Here is a 26,971-nt window from a genome sequence, read left to right on the forward strand (position 1 = left end):
CGATATGATTCAGTCTTCAGAGAAAATATATCAGGATTATGGCTTTAACTGCTTCAACAATGTTACCGCTAGGTACTAAAGCGCCAGATTTTCATCTATCAGATGTGGTACATGAAGAAACGATTTCGCTTGCCACTTTTGCTGATAAAAAAGCTTTACTTGTGATGTTTATTTGTCAGCATTGCCCGTATGTAAAGCTTGTGAAGGCAGAATTGGCGCAGTTGGGAAAAGATTATATTCATGATGGTTTAGGAATTGTTGCTATTAGCACCAATGATGTCCATAATTATCCAGATGATGATCCTGAATTTCTCAAGGCAATGGCGATAGAACTTGATTTTAAGTTTCCTTTTTGTTACGACGAAAGCCAAGAAACTGCAAAAGCTTACACAGCAGCTTGCACACCAGATTTCTTTCTCTTTAATGCCAAGCGCCAACTCGTTTATCGAGGACAATTGGATGATAGTCGCCCCGGTAATGGCAAACCTGTAACAGGTACAGATTTACGCGCAGCTATTGATGCAGTATTGTCGAATCAACCAGTTACAGCCGACCAAAAGCCCAGTATTGGTTGCAATATCAAGTGGAAACCGGGCAACGAACCGAGTTATTTTGGTTAAGAGATTCCGAGTTTTGAGTCGTACATTGAAACTCAAAACTCAGTACCAGCACCAGAGTATTGTAAAGAATCTTCCAACCTTGGGATGGTCAGAGAAAGTGCTTTAATCTTTCTTGGTATGGTGAAGCGGATCATTTGTGGCAGATGTTAATGTGTCCAGTATAGTGGAGTCTTTGTCTTCTTTGTCATCCACAATGTGTATATTGGCTCAGATGTTAATCGACACCATCTACCGCATAACAAAACACAAATCCTCCTTTGCAAAGGAGAAATAGTCGCAAAGGAGGATTCTAAGGGGCTAGGTTCAATGTTTGATTTCTAAACTAAGGATGTAACATCCTAGTTGGATTTCTCCCGCCCACAATTCGTACTCTACTCGTAGATGCTTTGGTAAGGGGTGTCCGTCGAGTTTGAGGCTGCGGGTGAAATTTCGTAAGCGAATCGGTTCGCTAGGTTGTAATGACTCAACAGGTAACCAATAGCGAGTAATGCCGTAAACTCCTTGTTCCCAAAAGTGACGATAACTCAATTGACCATTTCCTTGCATGGTCATAGTCACTCTGTAAGGGGAAATCTCTAGCCATAATACTCGCGGACCACTGGGAACTGGAGTGCTACCTTGGACTTGGCAAAGGGTGTTCTCTGTCAGCAGAGAGTCGTCTACTTTTTCAGACTGTTTTACAGGCGGTGCAGACAAAAGTAGGTGGAATCTGTCGCGATCTTTTTGGTAGAGTGTTGCAGCAGTTTCGACAACAGACCAAACTGGCAGATCTGTGGAAATAAGTGATAGGCACACGGGCTTGCGATGGTGAGTAAGCATGAGAGCGGTAAGGGCAAAAAGCCAATCAATGAGATGAGTTACAAGAAGAAATTGATAAAGATTAGTAGAGCTGGAGGAGCAAGGAAAGCGATACGATACTAGCGCAGTCAACGCCAGTTTATCCTAATGTCAGCTTCTGTTATAACCGTAGAAAAGAGGGAGAACGCTTCTCAAAACTTAATCATTGAGCCACCTGGTTCTCTATCTCTACAAGGTCGCATCCGTGTTCCTGGTGATAAATCTATCTCACACAGAGCTTTGATGCTGGGTGCTATTGCTGAAGGTGAAACCCAGATTTCAGGTTTACTTTTGGGAGAAGACCCCTGTAGCACAGCAAGCTGTTTCCAAGCGATGGGGGCAGAAATTTCGGAACTGAATACGGAATTAGTGCGGGTTAAAGGCATCGGTTTAGGAAATTTACAAGAACCAGTTGATGTCTTAAACGCTGGTAACTCTGGAACAACGATACGCCTGATGCTGGGACTTTTAGCATCTCATGCAGGGCGCTTTTTTACTGTGACGGGTGATAGTTCTTTGCGATCGCGTCCCATGTCCCGTGTTATCAAACCATTACAACAGATGGGGGCAGACATTTGGGGACGAAAAGGCAATACACTCGCACCTTTAGCAGTTCAAGGAAAGTCCCTCAAACCCATTCATTACAATTCTCCCATCGCCTCTGCTCAAGTGAAATCTTGCATTCTCCTTGCAGGTTTGACGACAGAGGGAAAAACGACTGTCACAGAACCATCACTTTCACGCGATCACAGTGAACGGATGCTACGGGCATTTGGGGCAGATTTAGTTACGGACCCTGAAACTAACAGCGTCATAATCACTGGACCTACTCAACTTTACGGGCAAACAGTGATTGTTCCAGGGGATATAAGTTCAGCCGCTTTTTGGTTAGTCGCTGGGGCAATTGTACCAGATTCTGAACTCGTGATTGAAAATGTTGGGGTAAATCCCACCCGCACGGGCATTTTAGAAGCTCTGGCGATGATGGGAGCGAACATTCAACAAGAAAATCAGCGGGAGGTTGCTGGAGAACCAGTCGCTGATTTACGAGTGCGTTCCAGTCGTTTGCAAAGCTGCACAATCTCTGGTGATATTATCCCCAGATTGATTGATGAAATTCCAATTTTGGCAGTGGCGGCGGTTTTTGCTGAAGGGACAACAATTATTCGGGATGCTGCTGAGTTAAGGGTGAAAGAGAGCGATCGCATTGCTGTCACCGCGCAGCAACTCAACAAAATGGGGGCAAAGGTGACAGAATTACCTGATGGTATGGAAATTACTGGCGGTACCTTTCTATCGGGTGCTGAGGTTGATAGCCATACTGACCATCGGATTGCGATGAGTTTGGCGATCGCATCTCTCAAAGCTTCTGGTCAAACGATTATCCAGCGTGCAGAAGCTGCAGCGGTATCTTACCCAGAGTTTTTTACAACCCTACAACAAGTTTGTGGCGATCGCTAAACAAAGTCTGTTATAGCCTAGAATTCTACGTAAAAGCCTGCTCTTCGTTTTACTTGAGGGTAAACTCCGGCAGGCTTTATTGGCGTAAATAAATGCAACAGCCGCATTAAAATATTCCTCAATTAGATACAATATCAGTTTTATGCCTCAATTTGAAATATAATTTTATGTTTTTTTTGATCTGGCGTAAATGGTTGGTGGTACTATTGCCTGCATTGTTTAGCGCTATGGCACTTTGCGCACGTTCCGCGCTCCGTATTTTGCTATCCAGCAAACTTTAGAACTCAAGCAGCAGTATCTGAATATCGATCTTAGACGGCTCGCTGTGGAATCTTCACGAATTGAAAGTCGTAAAAAGTACAACTAAGTTAAGTTACAGTACTCATTAAGAATTATGAAGTTTCGTATTTTTAAACAACTTTTCCAACGTAGTTGGATTGTCGCTTTACTGGGTCTATTGGTAGCAGTAACCCTCAATGGTTGTAATCCCAGTCAGTTTAAAAGCCAAGCCGCTCAAGTGCCGCGAATGATCACTGCTACTCTGGGTGCACCTTCAACTTTTAACTCAGCATTGAATGAGACGGCATATGGCGTTTTTGGCTTTATCTACGACTCATTGATAAATGAAAACCCTCTTACCAACAAGCAAGAGCCTGCTTTAGCCGAGTCGTGGGAAGTTTTTGACAATGGTAAGCGGATTATTATTACCCTCAGAGAAGGACTAAAGTGGTCAGATGGTCAGCCAATGACTGCTGATGATGTTGTGTTTTCTTACAACGAAATTTACTTAAATCCAAAAATTCCCACTCCTGTTAAGGACTCTCTGAAAATTGGCGAAAGTGGGGCAACACCAAAGGTAAAAAAACTTGATGAACGACGGGTAGAATTCACTATACCCGAACCTTTTGCTCCTTTTTTAAGATGGGTAGGCGGTATCACAATTCTGCCTGCTCATGTTCTACAGGAATCTATTCGTACAACTGGTTCTGATGGTAATCCCAAGTTTATTTCAATCTGGGGAACAGACACCGATCCAAAAAAAATTGTGGGGAACGGTCCTTATGTGATGGAAAGTTATGTTCCCAGTCAGCGAGTGATATTCAAGCGTAACCCATACTACTGGCGCAAAGATACTCAAGGCAAATCTCAACCTTACATTGAGCGGATTGTTTACCAAATTATTGAATCTACTGACAATCAGTTAATCAGTTTTCGCTCTGGGCAGCTAGATGATTTGGAAGTGACCCCGGAAGGGTTTAGTTTGCTTAAACGAGAGGAAAAGCGGGCACGTTTCAACATTTATAACGGAGGACCTGATACAAGCACAACTTTTATTGCTTTCAATCTCAGTAAAGGCAAAAATTCTAAAGGACAGCCTTTTGTAGATCCAATCAAGTCTGGCTGGTTTAATAAAAAGGAATTCAGGCAAGCTATAGCCTATGCAATTAACCGTGAAGCGATGAAAATAAATGTTTTTCGCGGACTAGGAGAACCGCAAAATTCCTTTGTTTATGTCAAAAGTCCCTTCTACCTTCCACCAGAAAAAGGATTAAAAGTTTACAATTACGATCCAGAGAAAGCAAAGAAATTACTATTACAAGCAGGTTTCAAATATAATTCTCAGAATCAACTATTGGATGCTGATGGTACCCGAGTCAGATTTACGCTGTTAACCAATGTGGAAAGGAAAACGAGGGCAGATATGGCAGCGCAAATGAGACAGGATCTGGCTAACATTGGAATTCATCTTGATTTGCAAGTCCTTACTTTTAACGCCTATATAGATAAACTTAAAGTGTCCCAGAATTGGGATTGTTACCTTGGTGGGTTTGCTGGCGGTGGTGTTGAACCTCACGGTGCTAGCAATATCTGGAGAATTAAAGGAGCATCTCACGCATTTAATCAAGGTTCACAACCTGGTAAACCTCCAATCATTGGCTGGGAAGCTTCCGATTGGGAAAAGGAAATTGACCGACTTTATGTTAAGGGTGCACAAGAATTGGATGAGAACAAGCGCAAGGAAATTTATTACGAATATCAGCGAATTGCCTCGGAACAGTTGCCGTTTATTCACTTGGTGGAACGGTTAAATTTGCAGGCAGTGCGCGATCGCTTCCAAGGTATCAAATATAGTGCTCTCGGTGGTCCATTCTGGAACTTGTATGAAATCAAAGTTACACAAAACTAGTTGTATATGAGTTGAGCTAAATTCAGCCTGCAAAATATCAAAGCAACCAATTTTTGTTTACCGCTGAAGGACTAGACAACCCTATCTTACCAGGGGTAAAAAGTTCGTCTGCATCCTCTAAACCGACGTCAGCGAATACGTTTGGGCTGCTTTCTTCAAAAACAGGTTCTTCTTCTGTCATGCTTGTTCCTCTCTAGCTAGCGCGTCCTTATAGCGTTGTTTAATCAGGTGTATGAGTGCGAAAATATGCCAAGAATCTGTTCCATGATGTTTGCCCACTTCCCATTTCGTCGTCGCTGGCTTTCGATTGCCCTGATCTTAACTCTATGGCTAAGTTGTCAGCTTATTTTCACCAGCTGCAACCCAGCCAATTTTAAAACTCAGGCGGCGCAAGTCTCCCAATGGGTCACCACAACTTTGGGTGATCCAAAAACTTTTAACTACGCCTTCAATCAAGAGTATCCTCACGTTTTTTATTTACTAACGATTGCCTCAGCCTCACCCAAATCAATATTTTCCTGGCTTTCCTGCTTCACTTTCACTTGTTAAAAATCCGTAATTACCTGAGTTTGAATCCAGGGTAAAGTTTGTACTTCCACCGCACCGGGAACGGGTTTATCGACCGCTACCATCTCGTCGTAAACGGCTGTTGGGATAATCACATGAGTGTAAAGTTGCCGGAGTAGATCTAGTTGGCTGATTGCTGCCAGATTCGTAATAGGCGATGTATCGCGCTCCAACAATCACAGCAACCCCATCGATTGCAGCGTTCTGACATCTGACTGGAAATCTTGCACATCATAGTTGATGCACAGTCCGCGCTTGGCAAGTTCATGTTGAAATTCAATCACTGTCAGTCCAGTCCAAGCACGGGCTTTGCCACTACTGATTTTTTCCTGCTTGTAGAGCATGATAGCAATCTCCAACTTTAATTCATCCTCGGTCATTTTTGTTGCCCGGAGAATGTCATCAGGTATTAAGACGCTCATAGGAATTTGGTTTGGGGTTGTATTTTCTATAATTTTAGGGTATGTAAAACAGCGAAACAGAACAGTTGCGGTTTAACGCAACCGTTAAGCTGTTTCTTGATAGAACAGAAATTCTTGTTGACTTGAAACTACTGTATATATTGAATACCAAGATTTGGATTTTACAAAGTTCCACAACCATCAACAAGCAAATAACAACTAACAAATGACAAACGGTAAAAGACAAATGACCGATGACAAATCTTTGCGATCGCTCTTAGAAAGCGTTGCCAATGGTAACGTGACACCTGATGGAGCATTAGAAAAACTGAAACACTTGGCTTATGAACCTGTAGGCGATTTTGCCAAAGTTGACCATCATCGCGCCTTGAGAACAGGATTTCCAGAAGTAATTTGGGGACCAGGCAAAACTCCTGATCAAATTGCTCAAATTATGGAAGCTATGCGCCAGCGTAACTCAGTGGTGATGGCGACGCGCATAGAACCAGATGTTTTCGCCACACTGGAAACAAAAGTTCAAGGTTTGCGCTACTACAACTTGGCGCGAATTTGTGCAATTACTCCTCCTACCATTGAACCACAGTATCCTGGCACAATTGGGATTCTTTCTGCTGGCACTGCTGATTTAGCTGTAGCTGAGGAAGCTGCTGTCACCGCAGAACTTTCTGGTTTCCATGTGCAGCGTCTTTGGGATGTGGGAGTTGCAGGAATTCATCGTTTACTAAATAACCGCCATGTTATTGAATCAGCATCAGTCTTGATTGTTGTAGCGGGGATGGAAGGCGCTTTACCTAGTGTAGTTGCAGGTTTAGCAGATTGTCCTGTTGTCGCTGTTCCCACTAGCATTGGTTACGGCGCAAGTTTTGGAGGTTTAGCGCCACTCTTGACAATGCTCAACTCTTGTGCAGCTGGTGTGGGTGTAGTGAATATTGATAATGGTTTTGGTGCAGCAGTCTTGGCGGGGCAAATTGTGCGTACAGCTTATAAATTAAGGAAGTAGGACGTTTTGTGTGTACATTGTCCGCCACTATTACCTATACTGTAAATAAAGACTAAGCTGAAGCTAGGAATTAGTCATGTCAGAACTATCATCTGCAAAAGATTGTCGCATCGATTTACGAGTCACCCAAGAACAAAAAGAACTATTAGAACGTGCTGCAAGTCTTAAAGGAATTTCTTTGAGTGCTTATACACTGTTTCATGTTTTGCCCGCCGCTAAACAAGATATAGATACTCATGAAAGGCTAGTGCTGTCTAATCGTGACAGAGATTTGTTTATGTCAGTAATGGAAAATCCGCCAGAACTCAAAGGAAAACTCAAATCTGCTATCCACAAATATAGAAAGAAGTATGACAAGTCATAGGGAGGCGAGATGGACTTTTGTACCAATTGATAAAAAACATCAGAGAGATTCTTTTGATTGCGGTTATCCGATTTTGAATGATTATCTCAAAAAATATGCGCGGCAAAATCATAATAAGGGAGTTGCCAAAACATTTGTGGCAATTCCGGCATCGGGAAGTTTGAAAATTGATGGATATTATACTGTCAGCGCCAGTGTCATTGAGTACGAATCTTTACCGGAATCTTATCAACGTGGAATGCCTGCCTATCCAATTCCAGCGATACTAATTGGGAGATTAGCTGTAGATCATCCAGTGAAAGGACAAGGTTTGGGAGGGGAATTGTTAGCCGATGCTCTCTACCGTGCTGTTCGTGCTTCTCAAGAAATTGGGGTATATGCTGTCAGAGTCGATGCTATTGATTTTCAGGCAAGGGAATTTTATCTCAAGTATGAGTTTATTCCTTTTCAAGATCAAGAACTCTCACTATTTCTACCGATGGCAACCATAATTGGAGAGTTTAGTTAACTTCACAATTTTCCCACACTCATGACAAAACAACAAACTTGGAGTCAACGGTTTGAATCGGCACTACACCCTGCGATCGCTCGCTTTAATGCAAGTATTAATTTTGACATTGAATTAATCGAGTATGACCTCACAGGCTCTCAAGCTCATGCCAAAATGCTGGCTCACACTGGTATCATTTCCCAAGAAGAAGGAGAACAACTCGTCGCAGCTTTAGAGCAAATCCGCCAGGAATATCGCCAAGACAAATTTCACCCAGGTATCGAAGCGGAAGACGTACACTTTGCCGTTGAGCGCCGTCTTGTGGAAATTGTTGGTGATTTGGGTAAAAAGTTACACACTGCTCGCTCCCGCAATGACCAAGTAGGTACTGATACTAGACTTTACCTCCGGGATCAAATTCAACAAATTCGTGAGCAATTACGAGAATTTCAACAAGTCTTACTAGATATCGCCGAAAAACACGTTGAAACGCTGATTCCTGGATATACCCACCTACAACGCGCCCAACCTCTGAGTTTGGCTCACCACTTGCTGGCATACTTTCATATGGCACAACGCGACTGGGAACGTTTAGGAGATGTTTCTCACCGAGTCAATATCTCACCATTGGGTTGCGGTGCTTTAGCAGGAACGACTTTCCCTATAGATCGCCACTACACTGCAAAACTCTTGGATTTTGAGGGAGTTTATGCTAATAGCCTTGATGGAGTGAGCGATCGCGATTTTGCCATCGAGTTTCTCTGTGCTGCGAGTCTGATTATGGTTCACCTCAGTCGTCTGTCAGAAGAAGTCATCCTTTGGGCATCAGAAGAATTTAGCTTTGTGACTCTCACCGATAGCTGCGCGACTGGTTCCAGCATTATGCCCCAAAAAAAGAACCCCGACGTACCAGAATTGGTGCGCGGGAAAACTGGACGCGTATTTGGTCATCTTCAGGCAATGTTGGTCATGATGAAGGGGCTACCCTTGGCTTACAACAAAGACCTGCAAGAGGACAAAGAAGGTTTATTTGACAGTGTCGTCACAGTCAAAGCTTGTTTAGAAGCAATGACAATTTTACTTCGAGAAGGTTTAGAATTCCGTACTCAGCGCTTGGCAGAAGCAGTCGCAGAAGACTTTTCTAATGCTACCGATGTAGCAGACTATCTTGCTGCACGGGGTGTTCCTTTCCGAGAAGCATACAATCTTGTGGGAAAAGTGGTAAAAACTAGTATTGCCGCCGGAAAACTCCTCAAAGATTTGAGCTTGGAGGAGTGGCAACAACTTCATCCAGCATTTGCAGAAGATATTTACCAGGCAATATTGCCCCAGCAAGTGGTTGCGGCTCGTAATAGCTACGGTGGCACAGGCTTTGCCCAAGTCAAAGGCGCACTCCTTACCGCCCGCGCCCAAATTACTGCTAAATAACCAACAAAGGCGTACATAGTGTACGCCCTGACACTTCAAAGAGCGATAGGGCAAAAGAAATTTGAACAGAGAACTTATTCAGCATCAATTGTTGCTGCGCCCTCATCCTCTTCACTCTTCGGCGGTCTTTGTTGGAACCTTCTTTGGAAACGTCCCGTTGTAGTCCGTTTACGAAACTTTCGGGCATACGCCTGGTTCCGTAGCGCCTTTTCTTTCTTCGGATTGCGGCGCTTAGCCATGTTCACCTCATTAATAAACAACAAAAAAGCTACTTCTAGGCTGATTGTAGGCAATAACAAGTATTGGTATTACTTATATAACTTTAGCCTAGTTTTGCCACGAAATCATTTCAGACGGTACGCTAGTATAGCATATTCTAAGTTTAAATTTCAAGCAATTTGTAGAATTCAGAATGCCTACAAGTTGTAGAGTATACTGTAAAATCCTTGTATTGCAAAAGTCTATGTGTTCGAGTACGGGAATAGAAGAAATCAAAATAATAAGAATTGGCTTCTACTTAGAGCAAGTATAATGTTTTTGCTATAAGCTGAAAATTTGCTTGATTGATAAGTCTATGTTTCTACACAGACACGACTTTGAGTTTGAGCAAATGCTAGAATCTACACTGATTCTACGTTAATCGTTAGAATCAAACCCCAAACCACAAACATTGTTGTATACTAAGCAACTCAACATATCAGTTGAAAAAATGTGAATGGCGGGGAAACTCTACACTACAAGCCAAAGATTTGAAACTTGAACATTCTTGCTTTTTTTGCAGTGGCTGTTCAGTCCACACGTAACTTATGGCGCATTGGACAAACCGTACTGGGCATTATCTTTCGTCACCCGATTCCAGGCACGAGCATTATTCCAATTTTACCAGATGGTCGAATTGTGCTGATCCGACGGCGCGACAACGGTCTGTGGGCATTACCTGGAGGTATGGTGGACTGGGGAGAGGATGTCAATACTGCTATCCGACGAGAGTTGATCGAAGAAACCGGACTAGAACTGGTATCTATTCGACGTTTAGTTGGTGTGTACTCCGCACCAGATCGCGATCCCAGAATTCATTCAATTTGTATTGTAGCTGAAGCAATAGTGCAGGGAAAAATGGAAATTCAAGATACTTTGGAAGTGATGGAAATCCAGGCTTTCCCACTCGATTCCTTACCTCCGGGACAGATGTCTCATGATCATAATCGCCAGTTGCAAGACTATTTAAATGGCTTGACAACATTAGCGTAATGATACTTCCATCATGAATTCATACGGTTCAGTTAACGCAGCCCCACGGGCAGCAATTGCAACCCGTGATCAATAACACAAACATCTCTCTCACTTTCTCGCTCCCTCAAGAGTGTTTTTTGAGACTAAGAGTAGCTAGGTAGAACGTAAGCGAAACTCAATCTACATTGGTTCGATGTTTTTTGCTTTAACTGAACCGTATTGAGATATATTTAATAATTAGTAGTTAGAAGAAAATTCAATGAACTACTAGTAACAATCTAGTACAGCCTTCGCAATTCAAAATTCAAAATTCAAAAATATGGCTGATCTCGCAAGCTTTTAGCTAAGTTTGAATTTTTGCTTGATTTCCGGAGTTTTGTATTAGCAGTAAATCTCAACTCCCAATCCAAAACATATTTAATAGAACGCTTATATTAAAACCTTAAGTATGCATTCGATATTCCGTAACTCCCGGATAAAGACCTCTCAAGGGATGCTTTTCTGGCGTGAAATTGGAGAAGGAATTCCCATAATTTTCTTACATAGTGCTTGGAAAGATGGCAGCCAGTGGATATCGGTTATGGAGATGCTAGCACAAGATTTCCATTGCTTTGCACCAGATGTATTAGGATTCGGCGAGTCAGACTTTCCTAATGTTCACTATTCAATTGATTTGCAAGTGGAGTGTTTAGCACAATTGCTACATACTTTAAAGCGTGCTTTAAAGCAAAAAAGGGTATATTTAATTGGAGATTCCCTTGGAGGTTGGATTGCGGCTAGTTACGCTTTGAAGTATCCAGAACAAATTAATGGTTTGGTATTACTAGCGCCAGAGGGTGTAGAAATAGAAGGGCAAAAAAAACGTTGGGAGACGATGCAGCGGATATTAAACCGTTCAACACTACTGTTTCAATTGTTGCGACTATTTCGTCCCATAACGAAAATTTTTGGTTTAGATCAAAAAATTGAACAGGATTGGGAGTTTCATCAGCGAATGCTGCAATACCCCACAGCTTGTGAGCTTCTCTTTGAACGCCAGCATCCAGAAATTCAAGCAGAATTGTTACACGACGAATTGTCCTTTATAACAGTCCCGGTCTTAATTTTACAAGGTGAAAAAGACAACCAAGAAGCTATAGCCATGAGTCGGGCTTACGCTCAATATATCCCTCATGCACAGTTGAAAATAATCGCTCACGCAGAGGATAACTTACCAGAATCTTGTGCCTCGGTTGTGGCTGGGGATATTCGCAACTTTATTAAGGGTAAGTAATGTACTGCTATCCTAGCTTTTTGAGATTGCAGATAGTTTACCAGTAGGTGGCGATTGGTGATACGCCGCCAGAAGTCTCTTACTACGACTGCAATCGTTACGCGATACGCGGAGCGTGACGCCAAGGGCGTATCGCACCACAAAAGTACACTGGTAAACATTGCTGCTCTCAACTGTAGTGTTTATCTGTTGCATACACCACGACGCCATAAGGGTACAGCAATGCTGTGCTCCTACAATTGACTTGTATTGCACGACGGTTGAAAACGGCTATCTCTCGTTCCTATGCTCAGCATGGGAATGTCTAAAACGAGGCTGCTGGCTCCCAATGATTACATTGAACCAGCAGAGTAGCCGCTATATTCCATAAGTTGTTCATGTATTTCCAGAAAAATTACTGAGCTATAGTTTTCTTTTTGGGATACATAAAGTATTTTTTAATACTTGGTTGCATAATTGACTTTTTTTTATAAAGACACCTCAAAAATATATATTTCTTTTATAGAGTATTATACTATACACGCATAAAGTGATTTTTAGCTGCCAAGGACATTACACACCTAAATAATATCCCTAGTAAAACTTGTCGTTTTTTCTTAACAATTTTGACAATTCTATTTATTACACGTAATCAGCACATTATATCTGTGTTGAGAAAGATACAGACGTGTATAAACGAGAGTCATGCAAACCCAAGCCAGCTTGGAGCAGCTTTTAAAGTCATTTAACCCGGTGCATCTTCGTGAAACCTTATCTAACCAGAGAATTAGGCTCTGAACTTTTTTTAGGAGATATCAAGGATATGCGAAGGTTATTTATGGCTATTGCGGGAGCGGTGATCATGGCTTTAGGAAGTGGAGCCATATCCCCAGCTCACGCTGAACTCTTAGACTTCAGCTTTACTACTGTAAGCGGTGCAACAGGTTCGTTTACCTTAGACACGGACACTCCCGCCTCTGGTGAGTCATCCCTTGGAGGTGGAGCTGCGTTTCCAGGGACTCCAGGAATTTTATACCCTAATGCTGTTTCTAACTTATTTTTGTCATCCACACAACTAAATTTGAGCGGCGTCACCGCTGACTATGAGGTTGTCCCAGGTTTGACTTCTGCAGGTCTTGGTCTTCCTCCAGGTCTGGGAGTTCTTAGCGGTCCTGTTTATCCAGCCGGATGTTCAACAGGAACTAACTTCACATGTGCAGTGACTATTGGTGTACTCTACTCGGGTAGCCCCTCAGAACTTTCCGATGACCCAGCTTCTTACTTAAGTCTTGGAATTGAATTTTTCGATCCCGAGACCGCAGAACAGATTAACCTTACCCCGGATCTGTATACCAACTTTCAAGTTGTGCGTAGGCAAGCTGTCCCTGAGTCGAACTCTAGCTTAAGTTTATTAGCTTTTGGTATTGGGGGCGTAGGTTTACTACTGAAACGTAAGAAGAACAGCAACAAGCCGCTAACGATCTAATAGGACTTACGCACCATCTGCCAGAAACCCGGTTTCTTCGTTCGTATTTGGTTGCGAAACAGACGATTTTTGGTAGAAACCGGGTTTCTTTGCGTAAGTCCTGTCTAAAAAAATAGCGATAGCGTTCGCGTAGCGTGTCCCTTTGGGACTCAGCGCTGCAGCAAAGCAGCAGATCGCATTCCCCAAAATATCAAATTCGCTTCAACATTCAAACTATCTACAATCTCAGGAAACTGGGATTGCAGATAGTTTACTAACAAAGTGCGATCGCCCCCAGTCATCACAACATTCCCTTGCGGAAAATCCCGCCACCACGCCTCAATAAAATCTTTTATTCCAGCAACTAGAGTGTAAATAACCCCACTTTGCATTGCTTCTTGAGTATTCAAAGCATACCGCTGGGGTAATTGCTGGGGTAACTCAACTGTTGGTAATTGTCCTGTTCTTTCAGCAAGAGTCGCAAGCTGCAACCCCAGTCCTGGAAGAATTGCGCCTCCAACCAAATGTTGGTTAGCATCCGCAGCAGTGAAGGTAAGTGCTGTCCCCGCATCAATCACCAGCACAGGAAAACCCCAATTGTTCCCAGCACCCCATAAAGCTAATGCACGGTCAATTCCCAGTGTGGGATAAATTCCCTTTATGGGAACTTGGTCTAATGTAAGGATGCGAACATTAGGATAAGTTTGCCACAGTGCTGTTTGACTGGGAACAACGGAGGCTACCAGGAGTGGAGGAGGGGAGGGGGGAGATGAGGAGAGTGTTTTTAAAAAATCTTCCATGTTCCCGTGTCTCGCTTTCCCAGTTGCTTCATTGCTTGGGAAAATCTTTAGTAATAAATCCTTCAGTGTTTGAGATTGAGACAGTTGCTGGATAACATCTGCTGGTAGATAATCTGTATCCCAAGCATGAATAAGCGTTTCGCCTGTAAAGTGCGCCCAATGGAGTCGGGAATTTCCAATCATCAAAGCTAGCCAAATTGTCTGGTGAGTGTCTCTCATCTGCTGTTTAAGCTTTACACTCTTTATCAATAGTGAACCTTTTCATTTCTCTTATCAAATATATAGAAAATTTAATAAAAATTTACAAAAAAAACATGTCACAATAGGGACAGAGTAATAAATACTCAATTGCTAAGGAGACTAGTTATGGTAGCGCTCACCGAAAAAACCAAAAAAAGGCTAACCATTGAGATTGGCGAGATTGCTCCCGAGACGACAGCAATTCGCTCTTTGGATTGGGATCGCGATCGCTTTGATATCGAGTTCGGTCTACAAAACGGTACGACCTACAATTCATTCCTGATACGCGGTGAGAAAATAGCGCTGGTTGACACTTCCCACGAAAAGTTTCGCCAGCTGTACTTAGATACCCTTAAAGATCTCGTTAATCCAGCAGATATTCAATATCTTATTATCAGCCACACTGAGCCAGACCACAGCGGTTTAGTGAAAGATGTTTTGCAACTTGCGCCGGATGTAACAGTTGTCGGTTCTAAAGTTGCTATCCAGTTTTTGGAGAATTTAGTGCATCGTCCATTCAAACGGCAAATTGTTAAAAATGGCGATCGCCTCGATTTAGGCAACGGACACGAACTAGAATTTGTCATCGCACCAAATCTACACTGGCCCGACACCATCTTCAGCTTTGACCATAAAACCCAAACTCTGTTTACCTGTGATGCGTTTGGGATGCACTATTGCTCAGATAGCACCTTTGACGAAGACTTAAAAACAATAGAAGCAGATTTTCAATATTACTACGAATGCCTGATGGCTCCAAACGCCCGTTCAGTTCTGTCTGCCCTCAAGCGGATGGATGAACTGGAAAAAATCAGCATGATTGCTACAGGTCATGGACCTCTATTATCCCATAACGTTGACGAACTCACTGGGCGTTATCGCAATTGGAGCAAAACACAAGCGAAGGCAGAAACCAGTGTAGCAGTCTTTTATGTTTCAGATTACGGTTATAGCGATCGCCTCGCTCAAGCAATTGCCAGTGGTATCACCAAAACTGGCGTCGCCACAGAAATGGTAGACTTGCGTCCAGGCGTTGACTTACAAGAATTGCGGGAACTTGTCAGCCGTTGTGCTGGTATTGTTGTTGGAATGCCTCCAGCTTCTGGTGCAGCCAATATCCAAGCAGCCTTGAGTACCATTTTAGGCTCAGTTCATGAAAAGCAAGCGGTGGGCATTTTTGAATCAGGCGGTGGAGATGACGAACCAATTGATCCATTGCTGAGTAAATTCCGGAATTTGGGTTTAATAACAGCATTTCCAGGAATTCGGATTAAACAAACACCTACAGAAAACACCTACAAGCAGTGTGAAGAAGCGGGGACAGATATCGGACAGTGGGTGACACGCGATCGCAGCATCAAGCAGATGAAATCCCTAGGTGCTGACGTTGATAAAGCATTAGGTAGAATCAGTGGTGGACTGTACATCATCACCGCCAAAAAAGGCGATGTATCCAGCGCCATGTTAGCTTCTTGGGTTTCTCAAGCCAGCTTCAAACCCATAGGAATATCTATCGCTGTTGCTAAAGATAGGGCGATCGAATCACTTATGCAGGTGGGCGATAAATTCGTGCTAAACGTCTTGGAAGAAGGTAACTATCAAAAATTGATGAAGCACTTCCTCAAACGTTTTGCCCCAGGTGCTGACCGTTTTGAAGGAGTCAGAACCCAGCCAGCCGAAAATGGTGCACCCATTCTTACAGACGCTTTAGCATATATGGAGTGCGAAGTCATCAGTAGGATGGATGGTGGCGACCACTGGCTAGTATACAGCACCGTATACGCCGGACGAGTTTCCAAACCAGAAACCCTCACCGCAGTCCACCATCGTAAAGTGGGTAATCATTATTAACAGTTATCAGTTAACAGTTAACAGTTATCAGTTAATTGTTAACTGTGTACTGATTTAACAACACCAGTCCACTCTACTGATAACTAATAACTGCTTATGAGTCTTTTGTGTTTAGTTCACGGTGCTTATCTGGGCGCGTGGTGTTGGGATCTACTCACCCCAGAGATAGAAGCACGTGGTCATCAGACGGTAGCAGTGGATCTCCCAATTGAAGACCCCACTGCTGGTGTTGCTCAATATGCCGAAGTCGTGAGCAAGGCGCTGCAAGGATTTGAAGACGATGTGGTGCTGGTAGGTCATTCGATGGCAGGCTTAATTATCCCCCTTGTTGCCAGCCAGCGTCCAGTGCGTCAGCTTGTTTTCATTGCGGGAGTTATCCCGCACATCGGTGTAAGTCTTCTCGACCAGTCTCATGACGAGCCAGATCCCAACTTACTCAAAGCAATAGGCTACGAACTCCCAGAAGCTGATAAATTCGAGCAGTTCAGCGATGAGCCAAATATGTTCAATCCGGCGGCGCTGGGGAAAAATCTTTTACAAGACGAGGCTGTAGCGAGAGAATTTCTCTTTCACGACTGCGCCTCAGATGTGGCGAGTTGGGCTTTTCCGAAGTTGCGCAATCAGCAGTTTTTATACATAAGTGAGGTCAGTCCTCTACAAGCTTGGCCAGATGTAAAGTGTACGTATATCGTCTGTGGTGAGGATCGTTCGCTTTCTCCTGCATGGTGTCGATATGCTGCACGCAAACGTCTTGGAGTTGATGCAATTGAGTTACCTCAAAGCAGCCATTGCCCAATGTTATCTCACCCTGCTCAGCTCGCCGATATACTAGCGAAAGTGGCCTCTACATGAGGTACACAGTTCAATATAAAATCTTATTAAAATAAGACTTATGCCAGAAAATAAACCCCGTGACGTTCAGGTTTACCCCATAGCTACAGACACAACTGTGTTTCGTTCCCGCAGTTGGACACGCCTGAGATTTGAAATAGAATACGCTCTCGCAAAAGGGACAACAGCAAATTCTTATATCATCAAAGGAGATAAAATTGCTCTGGTTGACCCTCCAGGAGAAACATTTACAGAAATTTTCCTGAAAGCGTTGCAGCAAAGGTTCGATTTAAAAAAAATTGATTACGTCATTCTCGGTCACATCAATCCCAACCGCGCCGCAACTCTCAAAGCTTTGCTAGAACTCGCACCGCAAATCACATTTGTGTGTTCTAACCCAGGAGCAAAAAATTTGCGTGGGGCATTGGAAAATCCAGATTTACCAGTGATGGTGATGCGTGGGGAAGAAACTTTAGATTTGGGCAAAGGACATCATCTACAGTTTATCCCCACTCCCAATCCTCGCTATCCAGACTTACTTTGCACCTACGATCCGCAAACAGAAATTCTCTACACAGATAAGCTTTTTGGCGCGCATATCTGTGGCGACCAAGTTTTTGATGAAGGCTGGGAAATCATTAACGAAGATAAACGCTATTACTTTGATTGTCTGATGGCTCCCCATGCTCGTCAAGTCGAAACAGCACTGGATAAACTTGGCGACTTACCCGTGAGAATGTATGCGACTGGGCATGGACCTCTGGTACGCTACAGCTTAATTGAACTAACGGAATTTTACCGCCAATGGTGTCAGGAGCAAGCATCGCAAGATACATCTGTCGCGTTGATTTATGCTTCGGCGTATGGAAACACCGCGACTCTTGCTCAGGCGATCGCTCGTGGTATGACAAAAGCAGGCGTTGCTGTAGAATCAATTAACTGCGAATTTGCCGACCCAGAAGAAATCCGCGCTGCTGTGGAGAAAGCATCTGGCTTTATCATTGGTTCTCCTACCCTTGGTGGTCATGCACCGACTCCCGTGCAAGTCGCTTTGGGTATTGTACTTTCCACCGCGACTAACAACAAGCTTGCTGGTGTCTTTGGTTCTTTCGGCTGGAGTGGGGAAGCAGTCGATATTATCGAGGGTAAACTGAAAGACGCTGGCTATCGATTTGGTTTTGAAACTATCAGGGTGAAGTTTAAACCCAATGATGCTACCCTGCAAATGTGTGAAGAAGCAGGAACCGACTTTGCCCAAGCACTGAAGAAAGCCAAAAAAGTACGCACTCCAAGTCAACCCGCGACAACTGTTGAACAAGCAGTCGGGCGCGTTGTTGGTTCATTGTGTATCCTCACAGCAAAGCAAGGCGATATTTCCAGTGCAATGTTAGCCTCTTGGGTATCTCAAGCAAGCTTTAATCCACCTGGTTTGACAGTTGCTGTGGCTAAAGATCGTGCCGTGGAATCCCTGACACACTCTGGTAATAAATTTGTCATAAATGTGTTAAAGGAAGGAAATCACATCGGCTTAATGAAGCACTTCCTCAAACCCTTTGGTCCAGGACAAGACCGATTTGAGAGTGTCGCAACTCAAGAAGTTGAGAACGGTTGTCCTGTTCTTAATGATGCTTTAGCTTACTTGGAATGCTCCGTAAAAACCCGGATGGAAGTAGGCGATCATTGGCTTGTTTATGCAACTGTGGATAATGGCAAAGTTTTAGATGGTGAGGGGGTTACCGCTGTGCATCATCGTAAATCTGGTAATCATTATTAAGGACCTCGGTAGGAGGGAACACTTCGACAAGCTCAGTGCATCGCAGGGAATAGGGAACAGGGAACAGGGAATTAAAACTAAATATTAGGACTTACGCACTCGTGACAAAAATTCTTCGCTGACGACAAAAACGCCGATCTGCCTGACTTCCCTACTACTCTTCTTTCCTGAGGTGGATGTTGATGATACGCTCTTTCTATACGGTCTAATGTAATGTTGCCTAGTGTAGGGGGTTATGTTTATGTATTTTTTGATGGAAGCAGCAGCGCAAGCAGTCAAAGAACCATACCAATTTCCTTTTGCTTTCACCGCTGTGTATGTGATTGGCTTTATCGCTGCTGTCACCATTGGCTCAATTGCTTGGTACAATTCTAAACGTCCCGTGGGTTGGGAAGCCAAAGAGCGTCCTGATATTGTACCTAAAGTTGACAAAGACCCAACTCCAGGACTGGGTGAGCCGAAGTCCTAGATAGTTCGTAAGTTGTGAGTGCTGATACCAAATCCGCTTCTTGTGTCTCCTTTGAACCGTAGCACAGGTGGGGCTACACAAAACTTGTCCATAAGCGTGCGGACTATTGTCCAAGGACAGTTGTTGACTCGGAGTTTGGTTTTACTCAGGACTTATTACTCAGAACTGGTGGACTCTTTCAATTCTGAACTTCAACCCAACGACGGTAAAGCTTTTGAATTTGTTTCAGAACAGCGTTATGCCGAGGTTGGGTTGAATCACCTGTGTCTGATAATTGTTGTAGTTTGGTGAGGAGTCTTGCTTCTTCTATCGCCACTTCACCATCACTGTAAATTAAGCCACTGATAGCTTCAATCAGATTTTGGCATTGTTCTGGAGTGGGGCGATCGCCTAAATATTCCTTCACCCACTCGTAAAACTCTTCTGGCTGTACAGCAACGAGTTCATGTAGCAAAGGCTGAATTTCTGGCTCGTTAGCCATACCCTTTTCTTGAGCGATTTTGCGAAGATATTCTCTCTCTTCTGGCTGAATTCTGCCATCAATCCAAGCAGCTCCTATCAGGATTTTTACCAAGTTTTTCATACTGGAATTATTAACCATGATTTTTCTTAAGGTATTAAGATTTGGGAATATGTCTTCTTACTTATTTTCCCCATTCTCTATACCTCTTAACTGAAAAATCTCAAAACTTTAACTGTTTTTTCTTAAGCGCACCATAAAAAACCCATCCATGTCTTGCTGGTGGGGTAATACTTTGATCCAGCCTTGTGGAGTGGAGTATGTACTCGCGGGAGAATCAGCACTAGGAGTCTCTATTTCCCAATTTGGATTCTCAGCTAGAAAAGACGAAACGACTTCTTCATTTTCTTTGGGATGCAGTGTACAGGTGGAATAAACGAGGACACCACCTTGCTTGACAAAAGTCGATGTATGTGAAATTAGTTGTTTTTGAAGCAGCGAGAGTTCTTCCACTGTTTCTGGTGTCTGTCGCCAACGAGCATCAGCATGGCGGTGCAAGGTTCCTAACCCAGAACATGGTGCATCTAGTAGGACACGGTGAGCAGTGTTTTGAAACTGGGGCATATTACGACTGTCACCAGTACAAACTTCAATAGATTTTAACTTTAGCCGTTGAGCATTTTCTTGGAGTTTTTTTAGACGAGAGGGAGTGCGATGGCGCTTCGCGCCCGCCTCTTTGAGGCGATCGCAACCAAAAATCTTACCTTCATCCCTCATCAACTCTGCAATGTGAGTTGTTTTACCCCCTGGTGCAGCACAAGCATCAATCACCACCTCACCTGGTTGAGGGTCGAGTAAATGACTAACCAATTGGGCGCTACTATCTTGTACAGTCCACCAACCCTCGTTATAACCAGGTAAATTTTGAATCGGACCCGCATGACTCATCAATCGTAAAGCTTGGGGTAGGTGGGGAACCGGTTGAGACGCAACACCAGCAGATGTCAACGCCGCTTCCACTTCTTCTGTTGAAGTACGAAGGACGTTGACTCGCAAATCAATAGCTGGAGTTTTATTCATCCACAAGCAAAGTTGTTCTGTTTGCGCTAAACCGAATTGTTCCACCCAGACTTGAATCATCCAGTCAGGAAAGCTGTGTAAAATACCTAAGCGTTCTATGGGGTTAGAAGATTGAACAGAGACTTTATCCTTAGTTGTTGCATCTTCTTTGTTTTCTAAACGGATATACTGTCGCAATAGACCGTTCACAAAACCCGTTAGTCCAGAAAAGCCATTCTCTCTGGCGAGTTGGACAGTCGTATTCACAGCAGCACTTTCAGGAATTCGTTGTTGATACTGTAATTGGTATAAGCCCAAATGTAGAATAGTGCGGAGGTCTTTTGGCTGTTGGTGGGATTTCTTTTTCCCTAATTGGTCGATAAAAGCGTCAAGAGTACGCTGTCTTCTGGTACAGCCATAAACTAATTCTGTGACGAGGCGTCGGTCAGTATCTGGTAAACTTGCTTTTTGTAGCACTTTGTCTAGGGCAATATCAACATAAGCCCCTTTGTGAACGTCTCGCAAGGCAATAAAAGCTAGTTGACGGGGGGATGTGAGCAATTCAAAATTCAAAATTCAAAATATGCCCTTCGGGCACGCACTTTACAAAATTCAAGATTGGACAAGCTAATGGTAGCAAGTATCTTGGCAATTTTGGCGATATTAGTGAACTGCGTTGAAGCAATAAGGTGCGCTTGCATGAGCATAACGCACCCTGGTGTGAAAATGAACTTTAAGTTATATTACAAGGCTTAACCAAAATATAGAGTATTCGCCTCAACCATTTCAAACTCACAAGCCCGAGAAGCAGGTTCTACACTAAATGATCCAAAACTGACCAAAGGTAAAAATCTAGGGTTGCGCAATAGTTCTTTTGCTAATAAGAATCCAGCAATTGTCCAAGTTTGATATTTTCTGGCTTGTTTGCCAGTGAGTCGTCCTTTCTTACCATCGTAATACTCTGGCCATTCATCTAGATGTAAGCGCGCTTCTGCAATTTCAATAGCCTTGTGTGCAAGATCCATTCTATTTGTTTTCACAGCAGCTGCTGATAACAACCACAGTAAAACAGGCCAACTTCCACCATTATGATATGACCAGGGTATGTTTTTCGGGTCACATCCAGTGACAATCTTATATTCTTCGTGTTCCAAAGCTGGGAAACAAATTTTCATGGGCATATCTCCCACCAAATCCTCCCATCGCTCTTCGATGAGATTCATAATTGCTTGTGATTGCTCTTCACTGGCAAGGTCTGAGACAATAGAGATCATGTTTGCTAAACAAAAGAAGCGAGTATCTAGTTGCGAAGGTCCAACATTACCAACTAGATAACCGCCTTTTTTCGGCAGCCACTTGTCTAATTCATAATAAGGTAGTGAATCGGCATATACGTTGAAGGGGTTCGCTGCGGCTTTGCCATACTCTTCACTTTTAAAGCGATAAATCTTATTTAAACGATGAAGATCCATCCAATAATGCTGGCGAATATGAGCCTGTAAAAGCGGTAAGCGATTATCTATAGCCGTAACAATATCTTCATTACCCTGACAAACCAGTAATTCTCTAGCTGCACGCAATGCAGCAAAAAATAGAGCTTGAATTTCCAATGGATGCCCAAAGATACCCATACGACGATCAATCATACAAGCACCATCTGGAACCAATAGCGTCGGGTACATATCAAACCGAGTTGCTAAACACAGTTCCATAATTAATCTTAGACCGTGTTGAAAATCCGGTTGATATGCTAGAGAAAAATCTCTCGTAGCAACCACATAAGCACGCAATAAAATCACCCACCACAAGCAAGAATCAACAGGTGTGACTCGTGCAATAGCATGTTCACCAAAATCGGGTTCTAAATATTCTTCTTCACCTTCGCATACAACTTTGAAGCTAGCTGGCATTAAACCCCGACCTGGCATATAAGCATTCAGCTGTCTTTCTTTCGGCTGTAACCTTAAAGTTTCTTCTAAAAAGTTACGGACAATATCTGTTCTACCTTTGATCAGAAATATTAAAGCAGAAGAGACAAAATCCCGAACAAAACATTGGTCATAATTCAGCGCTTCTATTGTCACATCATAAGCTGCTACCGTCCCTACAGGACGACCTCGATAGTAAAGAATTGAGTTCTCTATTGCTGCCCACGCCTCTTTTTCTACACTGTCGGTGGATACCAAGTCATTTAATTGCATTTTCTGAGCAACTCCATTTATTTCGTAAACTGTGATTTGGTTGTAAATGCACCAAGATTTAAGTTTTAGCTGTTGTTTTCATCATAACAGTCATATTTTTTGAAATAGAGAATATACACTGTTCGACGATACTAACAGCAAAAATCTTGCATTTTATGCTTTTGCGGCTTTCTTGAGAGTTCTTATCTTTGTGTTAACTCTCTCTTTTTAAAAAATTTCTTGTCACTTCAAACAGTCAATGAAAATTTATTCTCTGAGGATTTATGAGCATAATATTTGTTTGTTTGCAACCCAGAAATATTTGTTTTCCCAAACAATGACATACTTGAGTGACTTTGTAACATTTGGCTCAATTCAAAGTAGCAACTTAAGTCATTTTACTGAAAAGACCTAGATATTAATTGGACGATCAACGAAATGATTGAACCATGCCTATATGATCAAAAATTATAACAATTTTTCACAATTTGCAATCTGATTTTAATTTTTTTCTTTTACTGATTAGCAAAACTATCCAGATTACCTCAATTCCCTTTGAATAACAAGCTTCTCAAACGTAGAATCAATTGAAAATCTCCACAAAAGTAAAAACACAATACAAGTCTTCCCGATGTAGTGGCGAAAAATTCATAAGCGACAGAAGTCAAAACAAAGTAATTTTTGAAACAACAAAAGTGTTGTATTTTTTTAGACGAGTTACGAATCTGTTTAATGACGGAACACTTTTGCGACAGACAAATCCACTTTTTGTGTTATGCCATTCGATACTTATCCGTGAATACCCCATGATTTACTATTTACTAAGAAAGAAATTTCTCTCCACGATTTGGGTAACTGCTTCGTGACTAGACAAAAAAAATAGCAGTTAGGTGTCCGCAAAACTATAACAGGTTGCAGTGAGTGAACATATCGATCAACTATGGATGCCCGTCAAAGTACGCCATGTCTTAGTAACATATGTATACTCCATAGTTAGTAGGATGGCAGTACAAATCCAGCTACTCCCTCTACACGAAAATTCTATTCTATTATGCTGACTCAATAGAAACTGTGATTTAAAAGTCCACTTCTAAATCTCCTAGTGTGTCATTCCAACTAATCCTCTAACTGTGGGCAAGACTCATTTGATATACAATGAGATTGTATACATATCAATACATTTGTATTTGTGTCATATATTAGACAGACAAAAATGTTACATGTACTAATACTCTCAAAACTGCAATCTAACAAAATTTTATAATCTTTGGCATTCTTTTTTTACTAGAACGATTTTGAAGAAGAATTCTGTGTCTGTATATACATATTACATTGAAAAAGCGATTTTTGTTCAGCAAAAATCCGTAAACTATTTGAATTTTCTTGTGAATTTTATGTAAAGAGTCAAACTGGTTTTTTGTAATATTTATACATATATTTGCTGTCGTATGTTTTGTTTTTTTCTCCGTTGATAAATAAGTATAACCGTGAAAATAAGGATAACTTTGTAACCAAACATGAAGCGATTAAAAGCCTTCTGATTGGTTTGTTATCAATTTTAAAAATGCTTTTAGCTAACGCACCAACGACTGTGCAAGGTGCGCTGCGTGAAAACGCACCCGGAGAGTGATTTAACATTTTTTACAAAGCTTGAATTTTTCTCGCCAACTTACTTACTGGAGTTAACACATCCTACAATTTAAGGTTTACTTAATAAATCAGTTCTCACAAGGCTGTTTCAAAAAATAGTTGTAAATAGTTGTAAACTACTTTAAATAGGTAGCGATTTAGTTAATCGATTTGCATGATTTGTGCCATTTCATTGCTGAGGAATGAGTGAAATCCGTCGTTGAAAAACAATCATCTCAGTACCAACAACAGGATTCCGTGCGACCAGCTTACCTCGTGAGTCAATAATATCTAAATGGATGAAATCCAATTCTTTGGAACGTTCCAGCATTTGAGCCAAGAGTTTGTCTTGCTCTGATTGTTTGAGATTATACCATTCATCCTGAATTGTGATAGCAAGACTACTGCTACGAAAGTTAGCTTGAATTGACTGTATTAAACCGGGGGCGAAGCGATCGCTAACCTCTGCTACTTGATTTTCGATAGCTGCAATCAAAGTTTGTTCTGGTGTCAAAATAATGGTTGGCGTCGGAGTTGGTTCCGGTTCTGGTTCTGGTGGTGGAGTTTCCTCCACTGGCGGCGGAGTTTCCTCAGCTACTGGTGGCGGTGGAGTTTCTTCAGTTGGCGGCGGGGTTTCCTCAGCTATTGGTGGCGTGAGAGGTGTTTCTACCTCTGGCGCAGTCGTTATCGTTGCGGATGGAGGTGTTTCTACTTCTGGTGGAATTGCGACTTCAGTAGGCTTACTAGCAAACACCGTAGAACTTGTCCAAACAAGAATCACTGTAATTCCAGCAACTATACCGGTTATTGCTGTATCCGACAACTTTCTAGATAAATTTCGTGGTAATCTTGAGCGAATTTTACCTAAAACAGCACTCCATACAAACTGGAGTTTCTGGAAAAAACCAGGGGTTTCTTTATCCCCAGCAGAGGGTTGTGTCTCTAATTTGTCTACCGTTGTTTCTAGAACCCCAATTGTCCCTCTGAGAATTCGGATAGTTATTGCCTTCCAAATTGGCTGGACTGTCTGGTATTGTTCTTGGGGAGGTTGAGATGCTGACTCAACCGTCGGTTGCGGTGGGTTCGCTTCCGGTTCAGGGGAAAATGGTGGTTGTGAATTCTGATTGTCTTGAGACATGGAACTTTAACCGACAGCTGCGAATCAAAGACAAGAGACTTTCTTCTTGTAGTGCAGCCTCCTCAGCCTTAATTTATCACTTCATTGCATCAGCTATACTTTACTATTTATTGAATTTGGTAATTTTATGAAGTTGAAACGTCGTCAATTTTTATTTTTCAGTAGCCTCAGCGCCATTGGCTTAGGATTTATAGGTTGTGTCACTCGTCAAGCTGGCAAAAATCCTGGAATTGCTGTATCAAAAGCGGCTACACCCCCTAATCCAGACAAAAACAACTCGTTACTACGTTTTGTTTCTGTTGCAGATACAGGTACTGGAGATCAAGGACAATACGCTGTAGCTAAAGCAATGACTAACTATCACAGTAAAAATCCCTATGATTTAGTCGTTCTAGCTGGTGATAACATTTACACCAATGGTGAAATGGAAAAAATTGGTGCGGTATTTGAGCGTCCTTATGCACCATTACTAAAACAAGGTGTGAAATTTCAGGCTGCTCTCGGAAATCACGATATTCGTACCGCAAACGGCGACCTTCAACTAAAATATCTCAATTTTAATATGAAGGGGCGATATTACACATTTCAACGCGATCATGTGCAATTTTTTGTTTTAGATACGAACACCAATGCTGATTGGCAAAAGCAGCTAAAATGGTTGGAGCAAGAATTAAGCGCTTCTAAAACACCTTGGAAAATTGTGTATGGTCATCATCCGGTTTATGCATCCGGTGTGTATGGTAGCAATCCAACTTTTATTAAAAGCTTTACTCCGTTATTTCAAAAATACGATGTTCAACTATATATAAATGGTCATGAACATCATTATGAACGCACTCGTTCAATTAATGGAACTACTTATTTAATATGTGGCGGTGGTGCGGGAACTCGTCCTGTCGGTCGTTCCGAATGGACAGAATATTCGGCAGAAAAGTTAAGTTTTGCTGCCTACGAAGTTTATGCAGATAGAATAGAAATTAGTGGTATTGGTACTGATAATAGCGTTTTTGATAAAGGGATTGTTCAACTTAAATCAGTTTAAGTTTTGAACCTCTGATAAAACTCATCTTTTGGGGAAATCAAACCACAGATATACACAAATCACTTATCTGCGTATATCTGTTTGTATCTGCGGTTCAAAATAGCTCTTACCTTAATTTACAGCAATTTTCAGATAAATAGACCACAGTGATTGAACCAACCAAAGGCATCA

At 42.3% G+C, this 26,971-nt stretch carries 25 protein-coding genes; 15 read left to right on the forward strand and 10 right to left on the reverse strand.

All coding sequences use genetic code 11. The annotated features are described in order from the left end of the window. Positions 1-38 precede the first annotated feature (38 nt). A complete protein-coding gene (locus tag DP116_RS04295; protein WP_169153995.1) occupies positions 39-620 on the forward strand; it encodes a thioredoxin family protein in 582 nt (193 codons plus the stop codon). 303 nt (positions 621-923) lie between these two features. Here the strand turns inward: DP116_RS04295 and DP116_RS04300 are convergent, their stop codons facing one another. After that, positions 924-1,439 (reverse strand): hypothetical protein, encoded by a 516-nt coding sequence (locus DP116_RS04300; RefSeq protein WP_169154018.1) that lies wholly within the window; start codon positions 1,437-1,439, stop codon positions 924-926. 126 nt (positions 1,440-1,565) lie between these two features. On the opposite strand from DP116_RS04300, the gene aroA reads away from it, so the two are divergent. After that, positions 1,566-2,918 (forward strand): 3-phosphoshikimate 1-carboxyvinyltransferase, encoded by a 1,353-nt coding sequence (gene aroA, locus DP116_RS04305; RefSeq protein ID WP_169153996.1) that lies wholly within the window; start codon positions 1,566-1,568, stop codon positions 2,916-2,918. Positions 2,919-3,312: 394 nt separating this feature from the next. Next, on the forward strand, positions 3,313-5,106 hold the full coding sequence (locus DP116_RS04310) for an ABC transporter substrate-binding protein (RefSeq protein WP_169153997.1): 1,794 nt from the start codon (positions 3,313-3,315) through the stop codon (positions 5,104-5,106). A gap of 37 nt (positions 5,107-5,143) precedes the next feature. Here DP116_RS04310 and DP116_RS04315 read toward each other — a convergent pair whose 3' ends face one another. From DP116_RS04315 to DP116_RS04330, 3 genes are all read right to left on the reverse strand, one after another. Beyond that, the gene (locus DP116_RS04315) at positions 5,144-5,287 is read right to left on the reverse strand and encodes a hypothetical protein (protein ID WP_246275477.1); all 144 of its coding nucleotides are present in this window, start codon (positions 5,285-5,287) and stop codon (positions 5,144-5,146) included. 364 nt (positions 5,288-5,651) lie between these two features. Next, positions 5,652-5,849, reverse strand: a complete 198-nt coding sequence (locus tag DP116_RS04325) for a PIN domain-containing protein (protein WP_169153999.1) — start codon at positions 5,847-5,849, stop codon at positions 5,652-5,654. Continuing rightward, entirely contained in the window at positions 5,850-6,095 is a 246-nt protein-coding gene (locus DP116_RS04330) for a UPF0175 family protein (protein ID WP_169154000.1), read from the reverse strand. It lies immediately after the preceding gene. A gap of 226 nt (positions 6,096-6,321) precedes the next feature. On the opposite strand from DP116_RS04330, the gene larB reads away from it, so the two are divergent. The 4 genes from larB to argH all read left to right on the forward strand — a co-directional run bounded on the left by larB (position 6,322) and on the right by argH (position 9,377). Continuing rightward, complete coding sequence (gene larB, locus DP116_RS04335) at positions 6,322-7,095, forward strand: nickel pincer cofactor biosynthesis protein LarB (protein ID WP_169154001.1); 774 nt, start codon at positions 6,322-6,324, stop codon at positions 7,093-7,095. Between the two features lie 76 nt (positions 7,096-7,171). Next, on the forward strand, positions 7,172-7,459 hold the full coding sequence (locus tag DP116_RS04340) for a type II toxin-antitoxin system TacA family antitoxin (RefSeq protein WP_169154002.1): 288 nt from the start codon (positions 7,172-7,174) through the stop codon (positions 7,457-7,459). Beyond that, the gene (locus DP116_RS04345; RefSeq protein WP_169154003.1) at positions 7,446-7,967 is read left to right on the forward strand and encodes a GNAT family N-acetyltransferase; all 522 of its coding nucleotides are present in this window, start codon (positions 7,446-7,448) and stop codon (positions 7,965-7,967) included. The genes DP116_RS04340 and DP116_RS04345 overlap by 14 nt, the downstream gene beginning before the upstream one ends. A 21-nt stretch (positions 7,968-7,988) precedes the next feature. Then, positions 7,989-9,377: an argininosuccinate lyase gene (gene argH, locus DP116_RS04350; RefSeq protein ID WP_169154004.1), complete on the forward strand. Its 1,389-nt coding sequence runs from the start codon at positions 7,989-7,991 to the stop codon at positions 9,375-9,377. Positions 9,378-9,451: 74 nt separating this feature from the next. On the opposite strand, the gene DP116_RS04355 is transcribed toward argH, so the two are convergent. Next, positions 9,452-9,616, reverse strand: a complete 165-nt coding sequence (locus tag DP116_RS04355; protein ID WP_169154005.1) for an Asl3888 family RNA-binding protein — start codon at positions 9,614-9,616, stop codon at positions 9,452-9,454. A gap of 517 nt (positions 9,617-10,133) precedes the next feature. Between DP116_RS04355 and DP116_RS04360 the strand changes: the two genes are divergently transcribed. The 3 genes from DP116_RS04360 to DP116_RS04370 all read left to right on the forward strand — a co-directional run bounded on the left by DP116_RS04360 (position 10,134) and on the right by DP116_RS04370 (position 13,348). Beyond that, positions 10,134-10,628 carry an NUDIX domain-containing protein gene (locus DP116_RS04360; RefSeq protein ID WP_169154006.1) on the forward strand — a complete coding sequence of 165 codons (495 nt, stop codon included), beginning with the start codon at positions 10,134-10,136 and terminating at the stop codon, positions 10,626-10,628. A 430-nt stretch (positions 10,629-11,058) separates the two neighbouring features. Next, on the forward strand, positions 11,059-11,883 hold the full coding sequence (locus DP116_RS04365) for an alpha/beta fold hydrolase (RefSeq protein ID WP_169154007.1): 825 nt from the start codon (positions 11,059-11,061) through the stop codon (positions 11,881-11,883). Between the two features lie 802 nt (positions 11,884-12,685). Continuing rightward, complete coding sequence (locus DP116_RS04370) at positions 12,686-13,348, forward strand: hypothetical protein (RefSeq protein WP_211173069.1); 663 nt, start codon at positions 12,686-12,688, stop codon at positions 13,346-13,348. Between the two features lie 149 nt (positions 13,349-13,497). Here the strand turns inward: DP116_RS04370 and DP116_RS04375 are convergent, their stop codons facing one another. Further along, positions 13,498-14,346, reverse strand: a complete 849-nt coding sequence (locus DP116_RS04375; RefSeq protein WP_211173070.1) for a pantothenate kinase — start codon at positions 14,344-14,346, stop codon at positions 13,498-13,500. 147 nt (positions 14,347-14,493) lie between these two features. Here DP116_RS04375 and DP116_RS04380 point away from each other — a divergent pair, with 147 nt between their 5' ends. The 4 genes from DP116_RS04380 (at position 14,494) to psb35 (ending at position 19,292) form a co-directional block, all read left to right on the forward strand. After that, positions 14,494-16,218, forward strand: coding sequence for a diflavin flavoprotein (locus DP116_RS04380; RefSeq protein ID WP_169154009.1), 1,725 nt, complete (start codon positions 14,494-14,496; stop codon positions 16,216-16,218). 96 nt (positions 16,219-16,314) lie between these two features. Continuing rightward, the gene (locus tag DP116_RS04385; RefSeq protein WP_169154010.1) at positions 16,315-17,070 is read left to right on the forward strand and encodes an alpha/beta fold hydrolase; all 756 of its coding nucleotides are present in this window, start codon (positions 16,315-16,317) and stop codon (positions 17,068-17,070) included. Positions 17,071-17,110: 40 nt separating this feature from the next. Further along, positions 17,111-18,823: a diflavin flavoprotein gene (locus DP116_RS04390; RefSeq protein WP_169154011.1), complete on the forward strand. Its 1,713-nt coding sequence runs from the start codon at positions 17,111-17,113 to the stop codon at positions 18,821-18,823. Positions 18,824-19,064: 241 nt separating this feature from the next. Continuing rightward, the gene (psb35, locus tag DP116_RS04395) at positions 19,065-19,292 is read left to right on the forward strand and encodes a photosystem II assembly protein Psb35 (protein WP_169154020.1); all 228 of its coding nucleotides are present in this window, start codon (positions 19,065-19,067) and stop codon (positions 19,290-19,292) included. Between the two features lie 178 nt (positions 19,293-19,470). Here psb35 and DP116_RS04400 read toward each other — a convergent pair whose 3' ends face one another. The 4 genes from DP116_RS04400 to DP116_RS04415 all read right to left on the reverse strand — a co-directional run bounded on the left by DP116_RS04400 (position 19,471) and on the right by DP116_RS04415 (position 25,758). Next, positions 19,471-19,893: a tellurite resistance TerB family protein gene (locus DP116_RS04400; protein ID WP_169154012.1), complete on the reverse strand. Its 423-nt coding sequence runs from the start codon at positions 19,891-19,893 to the stop codon at positions 19,471-19,473. A 90-nt stretch (positions 19,894-19,983) separates the two neighbouring features. Next, positions 19,984-21,384 (reverse strand): 16S rRNA (cytosine(967)-C(5))-methyltransferase, encoded by a 1,401-nt coding sequence (locus DP116_RS04405; RefSeq protein ID WP_246275478.1) that lies wholly within the window; start codon positions 21,382-21,384, stop codon positions 19,984-19,986. A 179-nt stretch (positions 21,385-21,563) separates the two neighbouring features. Then, on the reverse strand, positions 21,564-23,012 hold the full coding sequence (locus tag DP116_RS04410; RefSeq protein WP_169154013.1) for a glycoside hydrolase 100 family protein: 1,449 nt from the start codon (positions 23,010-23,012) through the stop codon (positions 21,564-21,566). Between the two features lie 1,798 nt (positions 23,013-24,810). Then, positions 24,811-25,758 (reverse strand): hypothetical protein, encoded by a 948-nt coding sequence (locus DP116_RS04415; RefSeq protein ID WP_169154014.1) that lies wholly within the window; start codon positions 25,756-25,758, stop codon positions 24,811-24,813. A 127-nt stretch (positions 25,759-25,885) separates the two neighbouring features. Between DP116_RS04415 and DP116_RS04420 the strand changes: the two genes are divergently transcribed. After that, positions 25,886-26,800 carry a metallophosphoesterase family protein gene (locus DP116_RS04420; protein ID WP_169154015.1) on the forward strand — a complete coding sequence of 305 codons (915 nt, stop codon included), beginning with the start codon at positions 25,886-25,888 and terminating at the stop codon, positions 26,798-26,800. The last annotated feature ends 171 nt before the right edge of the window (positions 26,801-26,971 follow it).

This window comes from Brasilonema bromeliae SPC951 (genome assembly GCF_012912135.1).
GTDB classification, from domain to species: Bacteria; Cyanobacteriota; Cyanobacteriia; order Cyanobacteriales; family Nostocaceae; genus Brasilonema; species Brasilonema bromeliae.